Source organism: Kitasatospora sp. NPDC051853 (assembly GCF_044452665.1).
Taxonomy (GTDB): domain Bacteria; phylum Actinomycetota; class Actinomycetes; order Streptomycetales; family Streptomycetaceae; genus Kitasatospora.
Window position 1 is genome coordinate 400796 of sequence record NZ_JBITBY010000007.1, and the last position, 18885, is coordinate 419680.

At 74.2% G+C, this 18885-nt stretch carries 17 protein-coding genes; 7 read left to right on the forward strand and 10 right to left on the reverse strand.

Features of this window, described 5'->3' with window-relative positions; genetic code table 11:
- Positions 1-90: 90 nt before the first annotated feature.
- Positions 91-1560, reverse strand: a complete 1470-nt coding sequence (locus ACIA8O_RS22330; RefSeq protein WP_396295667.1) for an FAD-binding oxidoreductase — start codon at positions 1558-1560, stop codon at positions 91-93.
- 141 nt (positions 1561-1701) lie between these two features.
- On the opposite strand from ACIA8O_RS22330, the gene ACIA8O_RS22335 reads away from it, so the two are divergent.
- Positions 1702-2361 carry a C39 family peptidase gene (locus tag ACIA8O_RS22335; RefSeq protein WP_396295668.1) on the forward strand — a complete coding sequence of 220 codons (660 nt, stop codon included), beginning with the start codon at positions 1702-1704 and terminating at the stop codon, positions 2359-2361.
- On the opposite strand, the gene ACIA8O_RS22340 is transcribed toward ACIA8O_RS22335, so the two are convergent.
- A complete protein-coding gene (locus tag ACIA8O_RS22340; RefSeq protein WP_396295669.1) occupies positions 2286-3314 on the reverse strand; it encodes a phosphotransferase family protein in 1029 nt (342 codons plus the stop codon). The two genes, ACIA8O_RS22335 and ACIA8O_RS22340, sit on opposite strands and share 76 nt — an antisense overlap.
- Positions 3315-3392: 78 nt before the next feature.
- Between ACIA8O_RS22340 and ACIA8O_RS22345 the strand changes: the two genes are divergently transcribed.
- Positions 3393-4169, forward strand: a complete 777-nt coding sequence (locus ACIA8O_RS22345) for a class I SAM-dependent methyltransferase (RefSeq protein ID WP_396295670.1) — start codon at positions 3393-3395, stop codon at positions 4167-4169.
- 75 nt (positions 4170-4244) lie between these two features.
- On the opposite strand, the gene ACIA8O_RS22350 is transcribed toward ACIA8O_RS22345, so the two are convergent.
- On the reverse strand, positions 4245-5447 hold the full coding sequence (locus tag ACIA8O_RS22350) for a low temperature requirement protein A (protein ID WP_396295671.1): 1203 nt from the start codon (positions 5445-5447) through the stop codon (positions 4245-4247).
- Positions 5448-5667: 220 nt separating this feature from the next.
- The gene (locus ACIA8O_RS22355; protein WP_396295672.1) at positions 5668-6594 is read right to left on the reverse strand and encodes an NAD(P)H-binding protein; all 927 of its coding nucleotides are present in this window, start codon (positions 6592-6594) and stop codon (positions 5668-5670) included.
- Between the two features lie 90 nt (positions 6595-6684).
- Between ACIA8O_RS22355 and ACIA8O_RS22360 the strand changes: the two genes are divergently transcribed.
- Positions 6685-7032 (forward strand): winged helix-turn-helix transcriptional regulator, encoded by a 348-nt coding sequence (locus ACIA8O_RS22360; protein ID WP_396295673.1) that lies wholly within the window; start codon positions 6685-6687, stop codon positions 7030-7032.
- A gap of 37 nt (positions 7033-7069) precedes the next feature.
- A complete protein-coding gene (locus ACIA8O_RS22365) occupies positions 7070-8611 on the forward strand; it encodes an ATP-dependent DNA ligase (protein WP_396295674.1) in 1542 nt (513 codons plus the stop codon).
- 205 nt (positions 8612-8816) lie between these two features.
- On the opposite strand, the gene ACIA8O_RS22370 is transcribed toward ACIA8O_RS22365, so the two are convergent.
- Positions 8817-9674: a hypothetical protein gene (locus tag ACIA8O_RS22370; RefSeq protein WP_396295675.1), complete on the reverse strand. Its 858-nt coding sequence runs from the start codon at positions 9672-9674 to the stop codon at positions 8817-8819.
- A gap of 250 nt (positions 9675-9924) precedes the next feature.
- Here ACIA8O_RS22370 and rpe point away from each other — a divergent pair, with 250 nt between their 5' ends.
- Both rpe and ACIA8O_RS22380 read left to right on the forward strand, forming a co-directional pair.
- Positions 9925-10608, forward strand: coding sequence for a ribulose-phosphate 3-epimerase (gene rpe / locus ACIA8O_RS22375; RefSeq protein WP_396295676.1), 684 nt, complete (start codon positions 9925-9927; stop codon positions 10606-10608).
- A 172-nt stretch (positions 10609-10780) separates the two neighbouring features.
- Positions 10781-11740, forward strand: coding sequence for a pirin family protein (locus ACIA8O_RS22380; protein WP_396295677.1), 960 nt, complete (start codon positions 10781-10783; stop codon positions 11738-11740).
- Between the two features lie 114 nt (positions 11741-11854).
- Here the strand turns inward: ACIA8O_RS22380 and ACIA8O_RS22385 are convergent, their stop codons facing one another.
- A complete protein-coding gene (locus ACIA8O_RS22385; RefSeq protein WP_396295678.1) occupies positions 11855-12409 on the reverse strand; it encodes a dihydrofolate reductase family protein in 555 nt (184 codons plus the stop codon).
- Between the two features lie 50 nt (positions 12410-12459).
- A complete protein-coding gene (locus tag ACIA8O_RS22390) occupies positions 12460-13179 on the reverse strand; it encodes a helix-turn-helix domain-containing protein (RefSeq protein WP_396295679.1) in 720 nt (239 codons plus the stop codon).
- Positions 13180-13512: 333 nt separating this feature from the next.
- On the opposite strand from ACIA8O_RS22390, the gene ACIA8O_RS22395 reads away from it, so the two are divergent.
- Positions 13513-14802 carry a phytase gene (locus ACIA8O_RS22395; protein ID WP_396295680.1) on the forward strand — a complete coding sequence of 430 codons (1290 nt, stop codon included), beginning with the start codon at positions 13513-13515 and terminating at the stop codon, positions 14800-14802.
- Positions 14803-14923: 121 nt separating this feature from the next.
- Here ACIA8O_RS22395 and ACIA8O_RS22400 read toward each other — a convergent pair whose 3' ends face one another.
- The 3 genes from ACIA8O_RS22400 to ACIA8O_RS22410 form a co-directional block, all read right to left on the reverse strand.
- A complete protein-coding gene (locus ACIA8O_RS22400; RefSeq protein ID WP_396295681.1) occupies positions 14924-16246 on the reverse strand; it encodes a cellulase family glycosylhydrolase in 1323 nt (440 codons plus the stop codon).
- Positions 16247-16531: 285 nt separating this feature from the next.
- Entirely contained in the window at positions 16532-18166 is a 1635-nt protein-coding gene (locus ACIA8O_RS22405; RefSeq protein WP_396295682.1) for a cellulose binding domain-containing protein, read from the reverse strand.
- A 61-nt stretch (positions 18167-18227) separates the two neighbouring features.
- Complete coding sequence (locus ACIA8O_RS22410) at positions 18228-18842, reverse strand: SGNH/GDSL hydrolase family protein (RefSeq protein ID WP_396295683.1); 615 nt, start codon at positions 18840-18842, stop codon at positions 18228-18230.
- Positions 18843-18885: the final 43 nt, after the last annotated feature.

Consider the following 18885-nt stretch of genomic DNA (forward strand, 5'->3'; position numbering starts at 1 on the left):
CGGCCGCCACCGCTCATGCGGCCCGCCCGGTCTTTCACTCTTCCGGTCCCACCTGCCCGGACGCCAGGGCCACCGGTCCCGGTCCGGTCCTCAGATGCCCTGGGGGAAGTCGAACGCGCGGTCGGGGTCGTAGGCGGCCTTGGCGGCTTCGAGGCGGGGGAGGTGTTCGCCGTAGTAGGCGGTGCGCCAGTCGGGGAGGGTGGGGTCGCGGTAGTTCTGGTAGGCGTGGCCGTTGGCGTGGGGGGCGAGGGTGGTGCGGGCGTCGGTGACCCAGCGGAGGCGGGGGGCGGGGTCGGCTTCCTCAGGCCACTCGGTGATGAGTTGGGCGAGCAGGGTCGAGGTGCGGTGGCGGAAGGCGGTGGCGTCGGTGGGGACGCGGTTCACGGCTCCGCCGAGGGCGGTGAAGGTGATCGAGGCCTCGACGGAGTCGCGGCGTTCGGCGAACCGGCGCAGGTCGGTGAGGGCGGGGTCGGGGAGGAGGTCGTCGAAGAAGTGGGAGGCGGCGGCGAAGGCCCGGGACTCCTGGCGGAGGCAGTCCGCTTCGGTGCGGCAGCCCGCGTAGGCCAGCATGGTGTCCAGGTACGGGCGGGTGACGACCTGTTCGGAGGTGGTGCGGCCGGTGCGGGCGAGCAGGGGGGCGGTCAGGCGGCGGAGGTCCTCGGCCGGGCCGAGGAGGACGCCGCCGGCGTCGACCGACGGACCGTCAGGGCGGGTCCAGACGTGGAAGTTCGACCAGAGCCGGTCGGGGGCGGCGTAGGCCCAGCGCTGCCACTCGGCGAGGGCGCGGGTGGCGTCGGGCCAGTCCCAGGAGTACTGGAAGAAGGTGCAGTCGGGGGCGGGGTGGGTGCGCAGGAGCAGGGAGGTGACCACCCCGAAGTTGCCGTTCCCGCCGCCGCGCAGGGCCCAGAAGAGCTCGGGTTCGTGCTCCGGGTCGCAGCGGAGGGTGCGGCCGTCGGCCAGCACCACCTCGGCCGCCAGCAGGCTGTCGCAGGTCAGCCCGTACGCGCGGCTGGTGACGCCGTGCCCGCCGCCGAGGGCGAGGCCGGCCAGGCCGACGGTGGGGCAGCTCCCGGCGGGGACGGTGACGCCGTGCCGGGCCAGGGCCGTGTACACGGTGGCCAGCGGCGCGCCCGCGCCGATCTCGGCCTGACCCTCCGTCACCCGGACGGCGTCCAGCCCGGCCAGGTCGACCACCAGCGGGGCGTCGCTGGACCAGCCGCCGTAGCAGTGGCCGCCGCTGCGCACCGCGAAGCGCAGGCCGTGGCGGCGGGAGAAGCGCAGGCACTCGGCGACGTCGGCGGTGTCCGCGCAGCGGGCCACCGCCTCGGGGCGGGCCCGGTCGGCGAAGCGGAGGTTGCGGGGGAGGCGGGCGGTGTCGTAGCGGGGGTCGCCGGGGCGGAGCAGTTCGCCGTGGAGCGCAGAGGCGAGGCCGGTCCAGTCGGGGCCGAAGGTGGGGCCGGGAGTGGGGCCCGGTGTGCTGGCGCGGGCGGGGGCGGTGCCCGGGGCGAGGGCGGCGCCGAGGCCGAGGGCGAGGACGGTGCGACGGCTGGGGGCGGTCATGGGGACACGGTAGGCGGGCCGGTGCTTCGTGGGCAGAGGGCGCGCGGTGTCCCGGGGGAGGGGCGGGAGTGCGGCACCCGGTGTGACCAAGAGTGCCGCCCGTGGTCGGCAGTGCCCCGGTGGATGAGTGAGGATTATCAGATGAAGCCGATCACTCATCAGGTCCCCTACCACGCGCAGTGGGAGTCGCCCGAGCTGGTGCCCGGGATCCTGGCCGGGACCGCGCTCGCGGTGGACGACCCGCTGTGGGCCAGATCGGGGGCGGCCGACGAGGAGGAGTACGAGTACTGGTCGTGGCGGCTGTGCGGGGTGGCCTGCCTGCGGATGGCGCTGGACTTCTGGTGGGGCGTCAGCCCGCCCGCCGTGCGGCTGGCCGAGGAGTGCCTGGCCGCCGGGGCGTACGTCCGGCACCCGGACGGGCGGTTGGACGGGCTGATCCACGCGCCGTTCGCCGCGTACGTGCGCACCCGGTGGGGCCTGTACGCCGAGGCCCGCTCCCCGCTCCCCGAGGCGGAGATCCGGGAGGAGCTGGCGGCGGGCCGGCTGGTGATGCTCTCGGTGCACCCGTCCATCCGCACCCTGGACCCGGACCCGCCGCGCCAGGGCGGCCACCTGGTGCTCGCGGTCGGCGCCTCCGACCAGGAGCTGCTGATCCACAACCCCTCGGGCTACCCGGACGGTTCGCAGAGCTTCGCCCGGGTGCCCTGGGACGCGCTGCCGCGCTTCTACGCGGGGCGCGGGATCGTGCTGGGGCCGCCGGGGGTCTCGTCGGACCGGGGGGAGAGCACCCCGGCGAGGTAGCCCTCCAGACGGGCGGTCAGCAGGGCGGGGGTGAGGTCGGTGCGGCCGAGTTCGCGCCAGGGGACGGCGACCTTCTCGGCGTCGGGGGCGAAGGCCAGGGCGTCCAGCAGGCGCCAGTACCGGCGGGCCCCGGCGGCGGGGTCGAGTTCGCCGCCGGCGGCCCGGTAGCAGTCGGGGAAGCGGAGGCCGGCCGGGGCGCCGTGCAGCAGGGCGAGGGCGGTGGAGCAGTGGGCGACGTCCAGGTCGGCGGGGCCCCAGGAGGTCTCCACCCAGTCCACCACCCCGCTGACCAGCAGGCCGGGGCCGGTGCCGGAGAAGAGCACGTTGCCGGGGTGGAAGTCCCGGTGCAGGAAGCGGCCGACGTACGGCGGCGGGGGTTGGCGGAGCACGTCCACCGCCCGCCGCCAGAGCTCGGGGCGGGTGGTGCGCTCCGGCACCCGGACGCGCTCGGGGGCGGTCCAGGCCTGGTAGGTGCGGGGGCGCCGCTGCCCGGCCGCCTCGGTGCGGTGGATCGCGGCGAGCTGACGGGCCAGCAGGTCGGCGCGGCGGTCGGTGTCCGGGTCCGGGCCGTCGCCGTCGCCGTTGCCGTCGTCCAGGCGGATGGTGCCGGGGAGCAGGGTCATCAGGAGGGAGGGGTGGTCGCAGTGCGCGCCGGTGGGGTCGACCGCCACCAGCTCGGCGGCCGGGACGCCGGTGGGGCCGAGCAGGCCGAGGACCTCCGCCTCGCGGGTGAGCAGCCCGTCCGCGTGCTCCAGGAAGAAGGGCCGCACGAAGGAGCGCAGCACCAGTGCGCGTTCGGTGCCGGGGCCCTGGACGAGCAGCCGCCGCATCTCGGAGGTCCAGCCGCCGCGCAGCCGCTCGGCCGCCACGACCCTTTCGCCGGGGGCCAGTTGCTCCTCCACCCAGATTCGGGTCCTGGCCCAGGAGTGGTCGGTGTCCGGTGCTCGGTCCATGGCTGGCACCCTAAGCACGGCGCGGTGGCCGGTGCGTTGGAATTACCGGTGGATGTCCAGGGAAGGAAGGGGCGGCAGGTGCTCGACTACGACGACGAGGCGCGGAGCTACGACGAGACCCGGGGCGGGGCGCCGAGGGCGGCGGCCGCGGCGCGGGCACTGGAGCGGCTGCTGCCGCAGGGCCCCGGTACGGTGCTGGACCTGGCCTGCGGCACCGGCATCGTGACGGAGCGTCTGGTGCGGCCCGGGCGGCGGGTGGTGGGGGTGGACCTCTCCACCGGGATGCTCGGGGTGGCGGCCGGGCGGGTGCCGGGCGGGGTGGTGTGCGCGGACGCGACGCGGCTGCCGCTGGCGGACGGCGGCGTGGACGCCGTGGTGATGGTCTGGCTGCTGCACCTGCTGCCCGAACCGGTCGCGGAGGCGGTGTTCGCGGAGGCGGCCAGGGTGGTGCGGCCGGGCGGGGTGGTGGTCACCACCGTGGACAAGAACGGGGCCCAGCTCGCGGCGGGGAGCGACATCGCCCGGGTCACGGCCGAGCTGCGGCGTCGGCATGTGCCGCGCGCCTCGGACGGGTTCGGGCGGGTGCGGGGCTGGGCGGCGGAGCGGGGGTTGGGGGTGGTCGGCGAGACGGTGTTCCCCGGGACGGGGCAGGGGCGCAGCCCGCGGCGCTGGCTGGCGGAGATCGCCTCCGGGCACGTCCCGTGGGCGGCGGACGCTCCGGAGGGGGAGGCGGCCGAGGTGGGGCGGCGGCTGCTGGCGCTGCCGGGGCAGGACGTGGCGCGGCCCGATCCGCTGTACCGGGTGGTGGCCCTGGGGCGTGAAGACGGTGAGGACGTGAAGGTGCCGGGGGCGTGAAGGTGCTGGGGCGCTCGCCCCGGGCCGTCTGGGGGTTGACCCGGGGCGAGCGGTCGTGGGGGTGGTGACGGGGGGTCAGATCGGGCGCAGGTCGCGGCGGAGCTCGGCGTAGCGGCGGGTCTCGGCGGAGGCGACGGCGGCCAGCAGGAGCGCCACCCCGGCGAGGCCGGCCACCGGGGGGAGCTCGGCGGCGGCCGGGGCCCAGCCGAGCAGGGGGAGCAGGGCGCCGAGGCGGACCGGGCTCCAGGAGCGGTGCAGGATGCGGCCGAACAGGACCAGTCCGGTGAGATAGAGGGCGGGCCCGCCGCACAGCGCGGCGGCGTAGAACCCGCCGAGCGCCTCGCCGTCGGCGGCGTGCGCGACCACGCCCTCCACGCCGAGGGCGGTGAGCACCACGCCCGCCACGATCGGGAAGTGCGCGTAGCCGTACGCCCGGATGGCCAGGCCGAGCCGTTCGGAGTCCTCCGCGCCGCGCAGCCGGTGCTCGCCGTGCAGGGCGGCCACGTCGAAGTAGAGCCACCAGAGGCCGAGGGCGACCGCGACGCCGAGCACGGCGGCGCCCAGCAGCGGGCCGGTGACGGGCTGGTCGGCGGCGCCCGCGCCCATCGCGAGCAGGGACTCGCCGATCGCGATGATCATGAAGAGCTCGTGCCGCTCGGCGAACCAACCCGCGTCGTGGATGCGCCAGTTGCCGCGCCGCGAGGTCACGTACACGCCGCCCCAGTCCACCAGGATGGCCACCGCCACGAAGGCCGTCTGCACCTCGCCGCCGATCAGCGCCCCCGCGAGCAGCAGGGCGGCCCCGGCCAGCACCGGCGCCCAGGAGATCGCCACCTGCCGCACCAGGTCCTGGTCGCCCCGGGCCAGCACGCTGTAGAGCACCAGGTGCACGCAGCGCACCGACAGGTACGCGGAGGCCAGCACCACCGGCCCCGACAGTCCGTCGGGCGCGTCGTGCCAGGCCTCCGGCACGGCGAGCGCCACCACGAACATCCCGGCCATCGCCAGCGACATCCCGGCCCGCACCACGCCCGGGTCCGCCCGGGCCTGGTTGCCCAGCCAGGCGTACGCCGACCAGGAGAACCAGACCAGCGCGAGCAGCAGCAGACCGCGCAGCACACTGACGGTGTCGTGCTCGTGCGCCATCGCGCCGGTGACCTTGGTCAGCACGAAGACGTAGACCAGGTCGAAGAACAGCTCGAAGGTCGTCACCCGGTTCCCGGCCAGGACGGAGCCGACCCGGGCCGTCGGGCCGCTGCTCCCGGTCCGTTCCACCACGGTCCGCACTCCTCGTCCTCCTCCGGTACCGGGGGCGCCGGGGAGGGCGCCCGTGACGGGCAGCCTGGCACGGGGAGGGCCGCCGGGGGCCGTGCCGGGCTGCGGTGATGGGTGTGAACAGGATGGCCCGGCACGGGAGTTGGCGATGACGGGGGAGCTGCTCCGGTGCGCACTCCGTCCGGTCGCGGCTGGTACTCCGCCGGGTGCGGGCCGGCGGGGCTCAGGTGGTGAGCTCGGCGCGGTGGGCGGCGAAGAACTCCACGAGCGGGGTGAGCGGGCGGCCGAGCAGCCGGGCGGCCGTGGCGTCCTCGGGGACGTCGAACCAGCCGGCCCGGCGGGCCGGGTCGTTCTCGCCCCAGCCCCGGGCCATCGGGGCGGCCAGGCCGAGCGCGGTGAGCTCGGCGGCCACCCGGTCGTCCGGGACGGGGACGTGGCGGACGGGGCGCCCGGTGGCGGATGCGAGTGCCTCGGCGACCTCACGGTCCGTCAGGCCCGCCCCGGTGACGTTCAGCACGTGCTGGGCGGGTGCGGAGGCGGGGGCGGAGGTGGGCGCGGTGCCGGTCGGGAGGCCGTCGGCGAGCACGGCCGCCGCCACGCCGGCGGTGTCCGCGCGGGTGACGAAGCCGGTCCGCCCCTCCCCGGCGGCGCTGGGCAGCCGACCGGTGGCCACCGCGCGGTGGGCCAGCCGGGAGAGGACGAGCATCTCCGGCCAGACGTTGAACCGGAGCACCGTGTGCGCCAAACCGGACTCCCGGAGCAGGCGTTCGGTGGCGCCGTGGTCGGTGGCCTCGGCCACCGGATTCCCCGGGTCCGCCGCCCGGACCACCGAGGTGTACACCAGGTGCTCCACCCCGGCGGCCACCGCCGCCCCGATCGCCGCGCGGTGCAGGCCCAGCCGCTCCGGCGAGCGGTTGGTGCTGACCAGCAGCAGCCGGCGCACCCCGCCCAGGGCCGCCGCCGTCCCGCCGGGCTCGGCGAAGTCGGCGGCCCGCACCTCCACCCCGGCCGGGGCCGCCACCCGGACCGCCCCGGGGTCGCGGGTGAGGGCCAAGGGGCGCTCCCCGCGCCGGAGCAGCTCCGCCAGCACCGCCCGGCCGAGGTTCCCGGCCGCGCCGGTGATCGCCAACTCCCGTACTGCTGCGTTCATGTGAACTCCCGTCCGATCCGTCCCGGCCGTTCCGCCGGGCCCGGCACGATCATGGAAGAAGAGCCTCCGGCACCGAAAGAAGGAACAACTTTGTCCACGGAGCCGGTCACCACCGAGGCACGGCAGGCCTGCCCCGCGACCGCCGTGCTGCACCGGATCGGCGACCGCTGGAGCGTGCTGCTGCTGAGCCTGCTCGCCGAACGCCCCCGGGGCTTCAACGAACTCGACCGCGCCGTGGCCGACTTGAGCCGCAGGGTGCTCACGCGGACGCTGCGCACCCTGGAGCAGGAGGGCTACGTCGACCGCACCCCGCAGGTGGTGGCGCCGTACCGGGTGCTGTACGGGCTCACCCCGCTGGGCCGTTCGCTGCACGGTGCGGTGCGGGAGCTGGGCGACTGGGCGCGGCGGAGCGTGGGAGGGGAGGAGGGCGGCGCATGATGGGCCCCTTGGCGCGTCGAGGTCGGAGGAGCGGTCCGTGCTGCTGGAGCGGTTGGCGTCGACCTCGCGGGCGGTGGCCGGGGAGACGGGGCGGAACGGGAAGGTGGCGCTGATCGCGGACTGCCTGCGGGAGTTGGGGCCCGCGGAGATCCCGGCGGCGGTGGCGCTGCTCTCCGGGGAGGCGCGGCGGGCCGGGGTGGGGTGGGCCGCGGTGCGGGAGCTGCCGGCGGCGGCCGGGGCGGCGAGCCTCGGGGTGGCGGAGGCGGAGGGGCTGCTGGTGCGGCTCGGGGAGGTGCGCGGGGCGGGGGCGCGGGCCGAGCGGGCGCGGCTGCTCGGGGAGCTGTTCGGGCGGGCCACCGAGGTGGAGCAGGAGTTCCTGCGGGGCGTGCTGGTGGGGGAGTTGAGGCAGGGGGCGCTGGACGCGCTGATGGGCGACGCGGTGGCGAGGGCGGCCGGGGTGCCGGCGGCCGCGGTGCGGCGGGCGCTGATGCTGCGCGGCTCGGCGCGGGTGGTGGCGGAGGCGGCGCTGACGGGCGGGGAGGCGGCGCTGCGGGCGTTCGGGCTGGAGGTGGGGCGGCCGGTGCGGCCGATGCTCGCCGCCTCCGCGCCGGACGTGGCGGCGGCGCTGGAGAAGACGGGGGAGGGGGAGGGCCGGCCGGTCGGGGTGGAGTGGAAGCTGGACGGCATCCGGGTGCAGGTGCACCGGGAGGGGGAGCGGGTCTCGGTCTTCACCCGGAGCCTGGACGAGATCACCGCGCGGGTGCCGGAGGTGGTCGAGGCGGCGCTCGCCCTGGACGTCGGGAGCGCCGTCCTGGACGGCGAGGCCGTCGCGCTCGGGCCCGGCGGCCGGCCCCGCCCGTTCCAGGAGACCGCCGCCCGGACCGCCTCCCGGCAGGACCCGGCGGTGCTGCGGGCCGGGACCCCGCTGAGCGTCCTCTTCTTCGACCTGCTGCACCGCGACGGCACCGACCTGCTCGACCGGCCCGCCGCCGAACGCTGGGCCGCGCTCGCGGAGCTCGTCCCCGAGGAGCTGCGGGTGCCACGGCTGGTCACGGCGGCGGTGGCGGAGGCGGAGGGGTTCTTCGCGGGGGCGCTGGCGCACGGTCACGAGGGCGTGGTGGTGAAGGAGTTGACGGCGCCGTACGCGGCGGGCCGGCGCGGGGCGGGGTGGATCAAGGTCAAGCCGCGGCACACCCTGGACCTGGTGGTCACCGCCGCCGAGTGGGGCAGCGGACGGCGGCAGGGGTGGCTCAGCAACCTGCACCTGGCCGCCCGCAACCCCGACGAGGCGGGGCTGGAGCCCTGGGTGATGCTCGGCAAGACCTTCAAGGGCCTCACCGACCGGCTGCTCACCTGGCAGACCGGGCAGCTGCTCGCCCGGGAGACCCACCGGGACGCCCACACGGTGTACGTCCGCCCCGAGTTGGTGGTGGAGGTCGCCTTCGACGGGCTCCAGCGCAGCCCCCGCTACCCGGCGGGGCTGGCGCTGCGGTTCGCCCGGGTGCTGCGCTACCGGGAGGACAAGCGGCCGGAGGAGGCGGACACCGTCGCGGCGGTGCGGGCCCTGGCCGTCCCGTAGGGGAGGATCGGGGGCGGCTCGGGGGCCGCCCCCGATGACGGGTCGTCAGCGGGCGGACAGGATCGGGGCATGACCACTGCACAGCGCGTCCTCGGCCGACGGTTCCTGAACCTCCTCGCCGGCACGGCCGTCGGGGCGGCCGTCCTGTTCGGCGGCGGCTACCTGCCCTGCCCGGGCTGACGAGGAGGCGGAACGGGAACGGGGCTCAGCTGCTGACGGGCAGTCCGATCGGGTTGAGGGCGGGCAGTTCGGCGCGACACGCGGTGGCGATCGGGGTGAGCGCGTCGACCAGCTGGTCCAGCTCGGTACGGTGGAAGGAGGCGGACCAGACCCGGGAGGCGGCCAGGTCGGTGGCGGCCTCCAGCGCCTGGTGGCGGTGGCGGCCGTCCGGGGAGACGGTGCCGTCCGGGTTGAGCCAGCCCCGGACGGTCAGACGGGCGGCGGCCGCGTCCCACTCCTCGTCCGTCCAGCCGCGGAACGGCTGGAGCTGCTCCCGGCGGGTGTCCAGCGCGCAGCGCAGCACCAGCGCCTCGCAGCCGTCCAGACCCTCGGAGACCAGGGCGGCCATGTGCCCGTCGCCCCGGTGCTCGCGCAGCACGGTGGTCGCGTGCCAGAGCCGGGCGAGCCGGCCCTCGGGCCGCGGGAGCGCCGCGTTGGCGGCCGCCAGGACCCGGCCGGAACAGTCCAGCCCGGCCACCCCGCGCTCCAGCAGCTCCACCGAACGGTCGATCAGATCCGGCTTCACCTCGGACAGGACGCGCTCCAGCGCGGCGACCGCCCCGTCCAGCCGCGCGGCCAGCGTCGCCTCCGGGGTCGCCCGGGACCAGACGTCCGGCAGTGCCCGCTCCACCATCTGCGGCGCGAAGTTGAAGAAGGCCGCCACCACCGGCGGCGCGTCCACCGGCCCGAGCGGTGCGGCCCGCCCGGCGAAGTACCCGCGCCACGTGCCGCGCAGCCCGGCCGCCTCGAAGGCCGCCCGGCCCTCGGGGGAGAAGTAGGTGAGCGCGTGCACGGGCTCGAAGAGCCACCACAGTGCACGGGCGGGGTGGACCGGCTGGGCCATCGGGGACCTTTCGGGTCGGGCGGCGGGCCGGTGCGGCCGGGCTGCGCCCCGCCGGGTGCCACGGCCCGGTCCGTCCGCCGCCGCCCTGAGGCGCTCTGCGGTGGTGTCCCGGGTGGTGCCACGTCCCGGGGCGTCGCTGTGACGCGGGTCACCCGCCCCCCGGGCTCTCACCGCCCGCCTCGGGCAGGGGAGATGATGGAGCCGGACGGCTGCTCCGGCCGCCCCGCACCGAGTCTGAAGGTTCCCTCATATGGCGCAGATCAACCCCAGCATCCTGTCCTCGGACTTCGCCCGCCTGGCCGAGGAGGCGGAGGCCGTCCGAGGCGCGGACTGGCTGCACGTGGACGTGATGGACAACCACTTCGTCCCCAACCTCACGCTGGGCGTCCCGATCGTGGAGTCGCTGGCCAGGGCCACCGACATCCCGCTCGACTGCCACCTGATGATCGAGCAGCCCGACCGCTGGGCCCCGCAGTACGTGGAGGCCGGCGCCGGCTCGGTGACCTTCCACGCCGAGGCCGCCGCCGCCCCCGTCCGGCTGGCCCGCGAGATCCGCGCCAAGGGCGCCCGCGCCTCGATGGCCCTCAAGCCGGCCACCCCGATCGAGCAGTACGAGGACCTGCTGCCCGAGCTGGACATGATCCTCATCATGACCGTCGAACCCGGCTTCGGCGGGCAGGCCTTCCTCGACATCATGCTGCCGAAGATCCGCCGCACCCGTGAGCTGATCGCCAAGCACGGCCTCGACCTCTGGCTCCAGGTCGACGGCGGCGTCGCGGCCTCCACCATCGAGCGCTGCGCCGAGGCCGGCGCGGACGTCTTCGTGGCCGGCTCGGCGGTGTACGGGGCGGCCGACCCGGCCGAGGCGGTCCGCTCGCTGCGGGCGCAGGCGGAGTCGGCCACCGCGGGGGCGGCCTGGGCCTGCGGGCACTGACCTCCGCATCTCCGTACATCCGTATCTCCGTACATCCGCATCTCCGTACGGCGGGCGACCTGACAGGGCGGGGAGCAATCCCCGCCCTTCGGTTTGCTGCGGGCCCGAACTGACGGATGATCGGATGCGTCCCGTCGTCCTGGACCGCCGAACCGGATGGAGTGCGCCCGCGATGAGCAACCTCGACCTCAAGCCGACCCCCACCCCCTGCGGCGGCGAGGCCGACTCCGGCCCGATCAAGCAGCTGCTGACCGGCCGTCTGGTCCAACTGGGCGAGTCCACCGAGGTCCGCCGCCTGCTGCCCAACCTCGGACGGCGGATGGTCGGCGCCTGGTGCTTCGTCGACCACTACGGCCCCGACGACATCACCGACGAGCCCGGCATGCAGGTCCCGCCCCACCCGCACGCCGGCCTGCAGACCGTCAGCTGGCTGCACGAGGGCTCAATCCTGCACCGCGACAGCCTCGGCAGCCTCCAGCCCGTCCGCTCCCGCGAGCTCGGCCTGATGACCTCCGGCCGGGGCATCACCCACTCCGAGGAGTCCCCCCGCCAGCACGCCCGCTTCCTGCACGGCGCCCAGCTCTGGGTCGCCCTCCCCGACGCCCACCGGCACATGGCCCCCGCCTTCGAGCACCACCCCGTGCTCCCCACCGTCACCGCCTCCGGCCTGGACGCCACCGTCATCCTCGGCACCCTCGACGGCGCCACCTCCCCCGGCACCACCTACACCCCGCTGGTCGGCGCCGACCTGACGCTCCGTGAGGGCGCCTCCCACGGCCTGCCCCTGGAGCCCGAGTACGAGTACGCCGTCCTCTCGATGACCGGCTCCGTCGACGTCGACGGCGTCCGGGTCGAGCCCGGCTCGATCCTCTACCTCGGCACCGGCCGCCGCGAACTCCCCCTGCTCGCCCGCACCGACGCCTCGCTCCTGCTGCTGGGCGGCGTCCCCTTCGAGGAGCACCTGGTGATGTGGTGGAACTTCATCGCCCGCTCCGGCGAGGAGATCGCCCAGGCGCGGACGGAGTGGATGGAGGGGTCGCTCTTCGGCGAGGTGCACGGCTACGACGGGGCCCGGCTGGCGGCTCCGGAGCTGCCGCCGGTGCCGCTGAAGCCGCGCGGGCGGGTGCGCTGACCCTCCGTCCAGGGCTCGGCGGCACGTTCGGGGGTGGAGCCGGTCCTCGGCCGGGAGCGCCCCGAGCGGGTGGTGTGGCCGAGCCCGGGCGTGTCGCCGGGCCCGGTGGTGTGTTCAGCGAGCGGGGCGGTAGGTCGCGATGATCACGCCGCTGCTGGTCGGCTGGGCGCTCACCAGCTGAAGCTTCTTCAGGGCGGCGTCGTCGGCGAACAGCTTCTTGCGGCCTTCGCCGGCGACCACCGGGTGGATCAGCAGGACCAGTTCGTCCAGCAGGTCCTGCTCGAGCAGCGAGCGCACCAGCGTCGGGCTGCCCGCGACGGTGATGTCCTTGCCCTCGCCCGCCTTGAGTTCCGCGATCGCGGCCGCCAGGTCGCCGCTGACGAGCGTGCTGTTCGCCCAGTCGTCGACGCTGTCCAGGGTGGAGGAGACGACGTGCTTGGGCGAGTCGTTGATCCACTTGGCGAAGCCGGCGTCCTCGCCCTCGGTCACCGTCGGCCAGTACCCGGCCCACTCGGTGAAGGTCACCCGGCCCAGCAGGATGGTGTCGGCCGACTCCAGCGTCTGTGCCAGCGCCGCGCCCATCTCCTCGTCGAAGGCGAACTGCCACTCGTTCGGCGACTGGGCGACACCGTCGAGCGAGACGAACAGACCCGAGACGACCTTGCGCATGATTCCTCCGTGGTGAGTTCGGACCGACCTCGTCGGCCACGTCAGGAAGACTATGCGGGGGTCGGGGAGGAGGGCTTGTACAGAAGCGACAGCGGCTCCGCCGCGTCCGGGGCGCTCAGCTGGGTGGCGGTCCGCCCGACGTAGCGCTTCAACGACCGTGCCAGGTGCGGCTGGTCGAAGTACCCCAGCAGGTGCACGACGTCCTGCGCCGGCACTCCCTCCTGGATCAGCACCGCCGCCTCCCGGGCGCGGTGGATCTGCCGGACGGCCCCCTGGGTGAGGCCGGTCGCCGCGACGAAACGCCGTTGGAGGGTGCGCTCGGAGACGGCGGGAGCGGTGCCGTCGAGGACCGCGGGCACGATCGGGTCGTAGTCCACGATGCCCTCACGCACCATGCGCCGTACGAACGCCTCGGCGTTGTCGTAGTCGGGCACGTGCCAGGCGGAGCCCTTCAGCCACACGGAGCGTCGTGTCACGTCGGGGATCTCCACGTTGCCGCCCACGAGCCGGCTGACGGGCACGTGCGGCATCGAGGTGCCGAGGGCGAAGCTGATGCCGAAGAACGTGGCGTCCCCGGGGACGGGGGCGGGACTGGCCTTGGGCTCCGGGCCCAGGACGGCCGCCTGGACCTGGCCGTCGTGCTCCCAGAAGACGAGCTCCCAGTGCGAGGTCGCGACCGACGTCATCCGGGCCACGTCGGAACTGCGGCTGCGCCACACCCGCTCGATGTGCGGCAGCTCCGACGGCCGGCTCTCGATCTCCAGACCCACCCGGATCGTCCCCCGTTCTCCGATGCCCGTGCCGTCAGTGTGTCATCCCGTCCGGACGGCCGGGGCGGGTGGAGTCGGGGCCTGAGGGTGGGTCAGACGTTCCGGGCGGCGTCCTGCCCCGTGGGGGTGGCAGCGGTATAGACCGGTTAATGCACCCGTGGAGTCAGGCGGGCGTCGGTTGTTGTTGTGCCTGGAGCGCGGTGTGAACTTTATCGGTTAATTCACCTACTGGCCGGTAACTGGACGTCGGGCGGACGTCCGGCCGCGCGATCGTGCACACGCCGGGGTGCGACGGACGGCCCCGGACAGCAGAACCCTCAGAGAGGAACGATGATGACGATGCGTCAGTTGCCGCGGGTCACCGCACTGGTCCTGGGCGTGGTGACCGCGTCTGCCGTTGCCCTGCCGGCCGAGGCCGGCTCCGGGATTCCGGCCGTCCACGCGAAGGCGGAGACCGCCCCGCTGTTCGACGACGGGGCCGGGGGCGACGCCAACGCGGACGATCCGGCGATCTGGCGCAACGCCGCCGACCCCGGCCGCAGCCTGGTGGTCGCCACCGCCAAGCAGGGCGGCCTGCGGGTCTACGACCTGGACGCCCGTCAGGTGCAGTCGATCCCCGCGCCGGCCGGACCGGGTGCGGAGGACAAGCCCGGCCGGTTCAACAACGTCGACCTGGTGCAGGGCCTGCGCCTGGCGGGCGGGCGCGCCGACGTCGCGGTGGTCAGCGACCGCGGCAACGACCGGCTGCGGATCTACCGGATCGACCGCGACCGGCCCGGCGGCCCGCTCACCGACGTGACGGACCCGGGTGTGCGGCCCGTGTTCTCCGCGGACCAGGACGAGATCAACGAGCAGAAGACCGCGTACGGTCTGGCCACCTGGACCGACCGCAAGAGCGGCCGCTCCTACGCCCTGGTCAGCCAGCGCAACCGCACCCGCATCGCGATGCTGGAGCTGGTCCCCACCGCGGGCGGCACGGTGGACTACCGCCAGGTGCGCACCATCGACCTGCCGTCCTCGTTCCGGCTGCCCAACGGCGCGACCTGGACGCCCTGCGCCGAACCGGGCGAGCTGCCGCAGGTCGAGGGCATGGTCGTCGACCCGGCGGACGGCACCCTGTACGCGGGGCAGGAGGACGTCGGCATCTGGCGCATCGACGCGGGCCTGACCGGCACGCCGAAGCTGATCGACAAGGTCCGCGAGTACGGCGTCCCCGGCAGCTACGACGAGCAGACCGAGGAGTGCAGCCCCGGCGCCGACCCGGGCTACGGCGGCAAGCGCCTGCGCGCCGACGTCGAGGGCCTGACCCTGGTCACCGAGCCGGACGGCGACGGCTACCTGCTCGCCTCCAGCCAGGGCGACAACACCTTCGTCGCCTACGACCGCGAGCGCGAGGACGACAACGAGTTCGAGGGCGCCTTCCGCATCACCGCCGCCTCCGCCACCCTCGACGGCTCCGAGGTCTGCGACGGCGCCGCCGCCCTCAACGCCCCCCTCGGCGCCCGCTACCCCAACGGCCTGCTCGTCGTCCAGGACGGCCAGGAGACCCCGGGTGACGGTGACCGCGAGGCGACCGGCTTCAAGTTCGTCGACCTCGGCCAGGTCCTCGACGCCATCGACTGAACCCCCCGGGGGGCGGGCGTACGACTTCTCCGCTACCCCTGAGCACCGGGGTGTGCCGCCCCTCGAGCGAGGGACGGCACACCCCGGTGCCCTGCCGGACGCCTGCCGGACGGGGGAGCGGTCAGAAGTCGGCGCGGCTGCCGCGGACGACGCAGGAGGCGCTGTTCTCCCAGCCCCAGCCGTCGCCGTCGGGGTCGGAGGAGGCGTTCAGGCAGTACGGGTAGCCGTTGGGTGCCTTGGTCGGCAGCGGGGTCGGGGACGGGGTGGTGCCGGTGTCGGCGCGGCCGCCGCGGACGACGCAGGAGGCGCTGTTCTCCCAGCCCCAGCCGTCGCCGTCGGGGTCGGATGAGGCGCTGGCGCAGTACGGGTAGCCGTTCGGCGCCTTGCTCGGCAGCGGGGACTGGGACGGCGAGGGCGACTGGGTGGGGCGGTCGTAGATCGTGGCGGGGCGGGCGGTGGCGGCGATGCCGTTGGCGCCGTTGAAGAAGCGGTTGCCCCAGGCGGTCAGGGAGTTCCTGTCGAAGTTGTTGACCAGGTCGAGGTACTCGACGCCGCCGCCGTTGCCGCTCCAGGACCAGCCGAGGTAGCCGACCTGGAGGGACTGGGCGGTGGCCATGATGGCGTCCTCGTCGGGGTTGCCGTCGCTGTGGTTGGCGCCGAACTCGCCGACCACGATGGGCAGTCCGGCGTTGACGTAGGCGCCCAGGTAGCTCTGGACCTCGGCGGCGGTGTCGTAGACGCCGTACATGTGGATGGAGAAGACGGTGTTGCGGTCCGGGTCGGCGGCGAAGACCGAGGCGGCGTTGTCCCGCATGGTGTTGGACCAGTCCTGGCCCCAGTTCGGGCCGTCGACCATCAGGGCGTGGCGCAGGCCGGCTCCGCGGAGCTTGCCGATGGCGCTCTTGGTGGCGGCGGTCCAGGCGGTGTAACCGCTGTTGCCCCAGGGCTCGTTGGCGATGTTGACGACGACGTAGGCCTCCTGGCCGTCCAGCACGCTCTTGTTGTCGACCCAGAACTGGGCGGCCCGGTCGAGGGTGGTGGCGGCACCGTCCTCGCCGTAGCCGGTGGCGTCGTGCACCTCCAGGACGCAGATGACCTTGGCGGCCTTGCACTGGCCGATCAGGGTGGAGACCTGCGCGGAGCTGGTGCGGGTCCAGCGGTCGCCGTTGCTGAGCACGACCCGGACGGTGTTGGCGCCCTTGGCCGCGATGTCGGCGATCGCGGTGGTCTGCCCGGGGTACCAGGCGTACGCGTGGTTGACCCCGCGCATCACGAACTGGTTCCCGTTGGCCTCCAGGACGCGGCCGTTGCTGACGTGGATGCCGGTGGCGGCGGCCTGGGCACTGCCCGGGGCGAATCCGAACACGGCGATCAGCAGACCGAAGGCGGCTGCGATCGCCGCACCGATCGTCGTGAGCGCTCTGCGGCTCTGCGACGGGTTCATGGCTCTCCTCGAATCGTGGGTGGGGGTACGGCCGGCCCGACGCCGTGTCAGTCACTGGACAGGCGGAGGGAGCACGGGCGGGCCGCAGGTCGACGTCGGGCCGGTCGACCCGCCGGGGGTGGGGGCGGGGACTTGGCCGTCGTCGTCATCGGGATCCTGGCACACCGTCAGTTGGCGCTCAACGGATCTGACTTAACCGATTAATTGTACATTGGAAGCTGGTGGTTGCAGCCGGATGGGATGAACTCATGCGGCATGACTGAAGCAGTTAATCCAGGGGTGTCGTCAGTAGGTGCTGCAGGTCTCCCCATTGAGGGTGAAGGAGGCGGGGGCACCGTTGGTGCCGGCCGTGGAGGTGCCGCTGAAGCCGAAGTTCACGCTGGCTCCGGCCGCGATGGCGGTGTTGTAGGAGGCCGGGTTGGCGGCCGTCACCTGCTTGCCGGACTGCGTGCTCACGGCGTTCCACATGGCGGTGACGCGCTGGTCCCCGGGGAAGGAGAAGGCCAGCTGCCAGCCGTTGACGGTTGCGGTGCCGGTGTTCTTGACGGTGACGTCGGCGTTGAAGCTGCCTCCCCAGTCGGAGAGGCCGTAGTGCACAGCGCAGTTGGTCGTCGATGCCGGCGAGGTGGACGACGCGGAGGGCGAGGGCGAGGGTGAGGGTGACGGCTCGCCGGGGGAGGCGGAGGAGCTCGGGCTCGGTGTGCCGGTCACCAGGCCCGACTTGGCGCGCATCCGCTCGGAGTGGTCACGGAAGACGGCGAGCTCGGGCGCGCCCGGCAGTACGCCGAACTTGCCGTCGATGTTGCGGTCCGAGTACCACCAGAACGCGCTGCCGTCACCGCCGGCCGCCTCGAAGTCCGCGTAGATCTCGCGCCACCACGCCGAGCGGTCGACGTTGTGCACGTTGAACTCGCCCATGTAGAAGGGCTTTCCGACCTTGTCGTGGGAGTCGCTGATCCAGGACCGGATCAGGGTCTTGGTCTCCTGGATGTCCAGGTCCGCCCAGTGCTCGGTGGGGTAGGGGTGGGCGGAGGTGTAGTCGATGTACGGCGACTGCTGCACGTGGACGAAGGGGTTGCCCTCGTCGCCGCCGAAGCCGTACCCGGTGCCGTGCCCTTCGAGGCCGACGCCGAGCAGGTGCTTGGAGTCGATGCCCTTGACGAACGCGCCCATCTCGTCGACCCAGGCCCGCAGGGTGGTGCCGTTGAGGTTCTCGGCCTGGCTCTGGCCCTCGTAGCGGGGCTCGTTCATCAGGTCCCAGGCGAAGATGGTCGGGTCGTCCTTGTACGTGACGCCGCTGTAGTGGTTGACCCGGTTCAGCGCGTAGGACACGTAGTTCTTGTAGGAGGTGAAGCAGCCGGGGCAGCGGGCCTTGTCGAAGAACGCGGCCCGGGCGGGCTGTCCGCCGGACAGGCCCTCCCAGCGCAGGCGGGCGTCGATGCCGCCGTACGCCTCCCAGTAGTTCTCGAACACCGGGACCAGCCGGATGCCGTGGGCCTTGGCCGACTCGATGACGTAGTCGAACAGGGTGAACTGCTGCTCGTCGTAGACGCCCTTGGACGTCTCGAAGCCGTGCCAGTTCTCGTGGTTGAACATCCACAGCCGCGCCACGTCGACCTTGTCCGCCTTCAGGTTGGCGAACTGGGCGTCGATGCGGGCCTTGTCCATGAACTGCGACTCGGTGTCGCCGGAGGCCGACCCGTAGGTGAAGAAGTCGTAGGTGTTGGTGCCCGCGAAGTAGTACTCCTTGCCGTCCAGGCAGAAGTGGACGCCGCAGCGGGTGGCGAACGACCCGGCGGTATCGGCCTGGGCGGTGCCGGCGCGGCCCAGGGTCAGGCCGGTGGCGGCGAGGGCGGCGGCGAGCAGGACGGCCGTCGGCGCGAGGTGCGGAGTACGGCGGGGGCGGAGTCTCTGGTGCACGGAGGTTCCTTTCGTGCCATGAGTGGGGGTGGTGGTGCGGTGACGTGCCGGTGACGACGCGTCAGGCGTGGGGGGTGGCCGCCAGGGCCAGCCAGGCGTCGGCGAGCAGGCGGTGGCCGAGCGGGGTGGGGTGGACGCCGTCGGCCGCGATCAGGGCGGGGTCGCCCGCGGTGCGGGCGGCCTGGTTGAGCAGGCCGTCGGCGGCCAGCAGTCGGGCGTCGTGGGCGGCGGCGAGGCGGCGGACGGCCTGGATCCGGGCGTCGAGGTCGGCCCGCCAGCTCCACTGTTCCGCCCGCACCGGCAGTAGGAACGGTTCGATCAGTAGCAGCCGAGGGGCGCAGTGCCCGCGCAGCTTGGTGAGCAGCAGGTGGTAGTCGCGCTCCCAGGCGTCGATCGGGCTGGGCAGCCCCTGGTCGTGGCGGCGCCAGGTGTCGTTGACGCCGATCAGGACGGAGACCAGGGCCGGGCGGTGGGCGAGGGTGTCGGCCTCCCATCGCTCGCGCAGGTCGGTGAGGCGGTCGCCGCCGACGCCCCGGTTGAGCACCTGCGGGGCGCCGGGCAGACCGGCGGCGGCCAGCGCGGCGTAGCCGTGGCCGAGGTCTTCGGGGCGGTCGCGGTCGCGGCCGGCCTCGGTGATGCTGTCGCCCTGGAAGAGGACGGTGGCGCGGGGCTGCATGCGGGGCTCCTCATGGCGGGGCCCGCCGCCCGGGCATGACGGT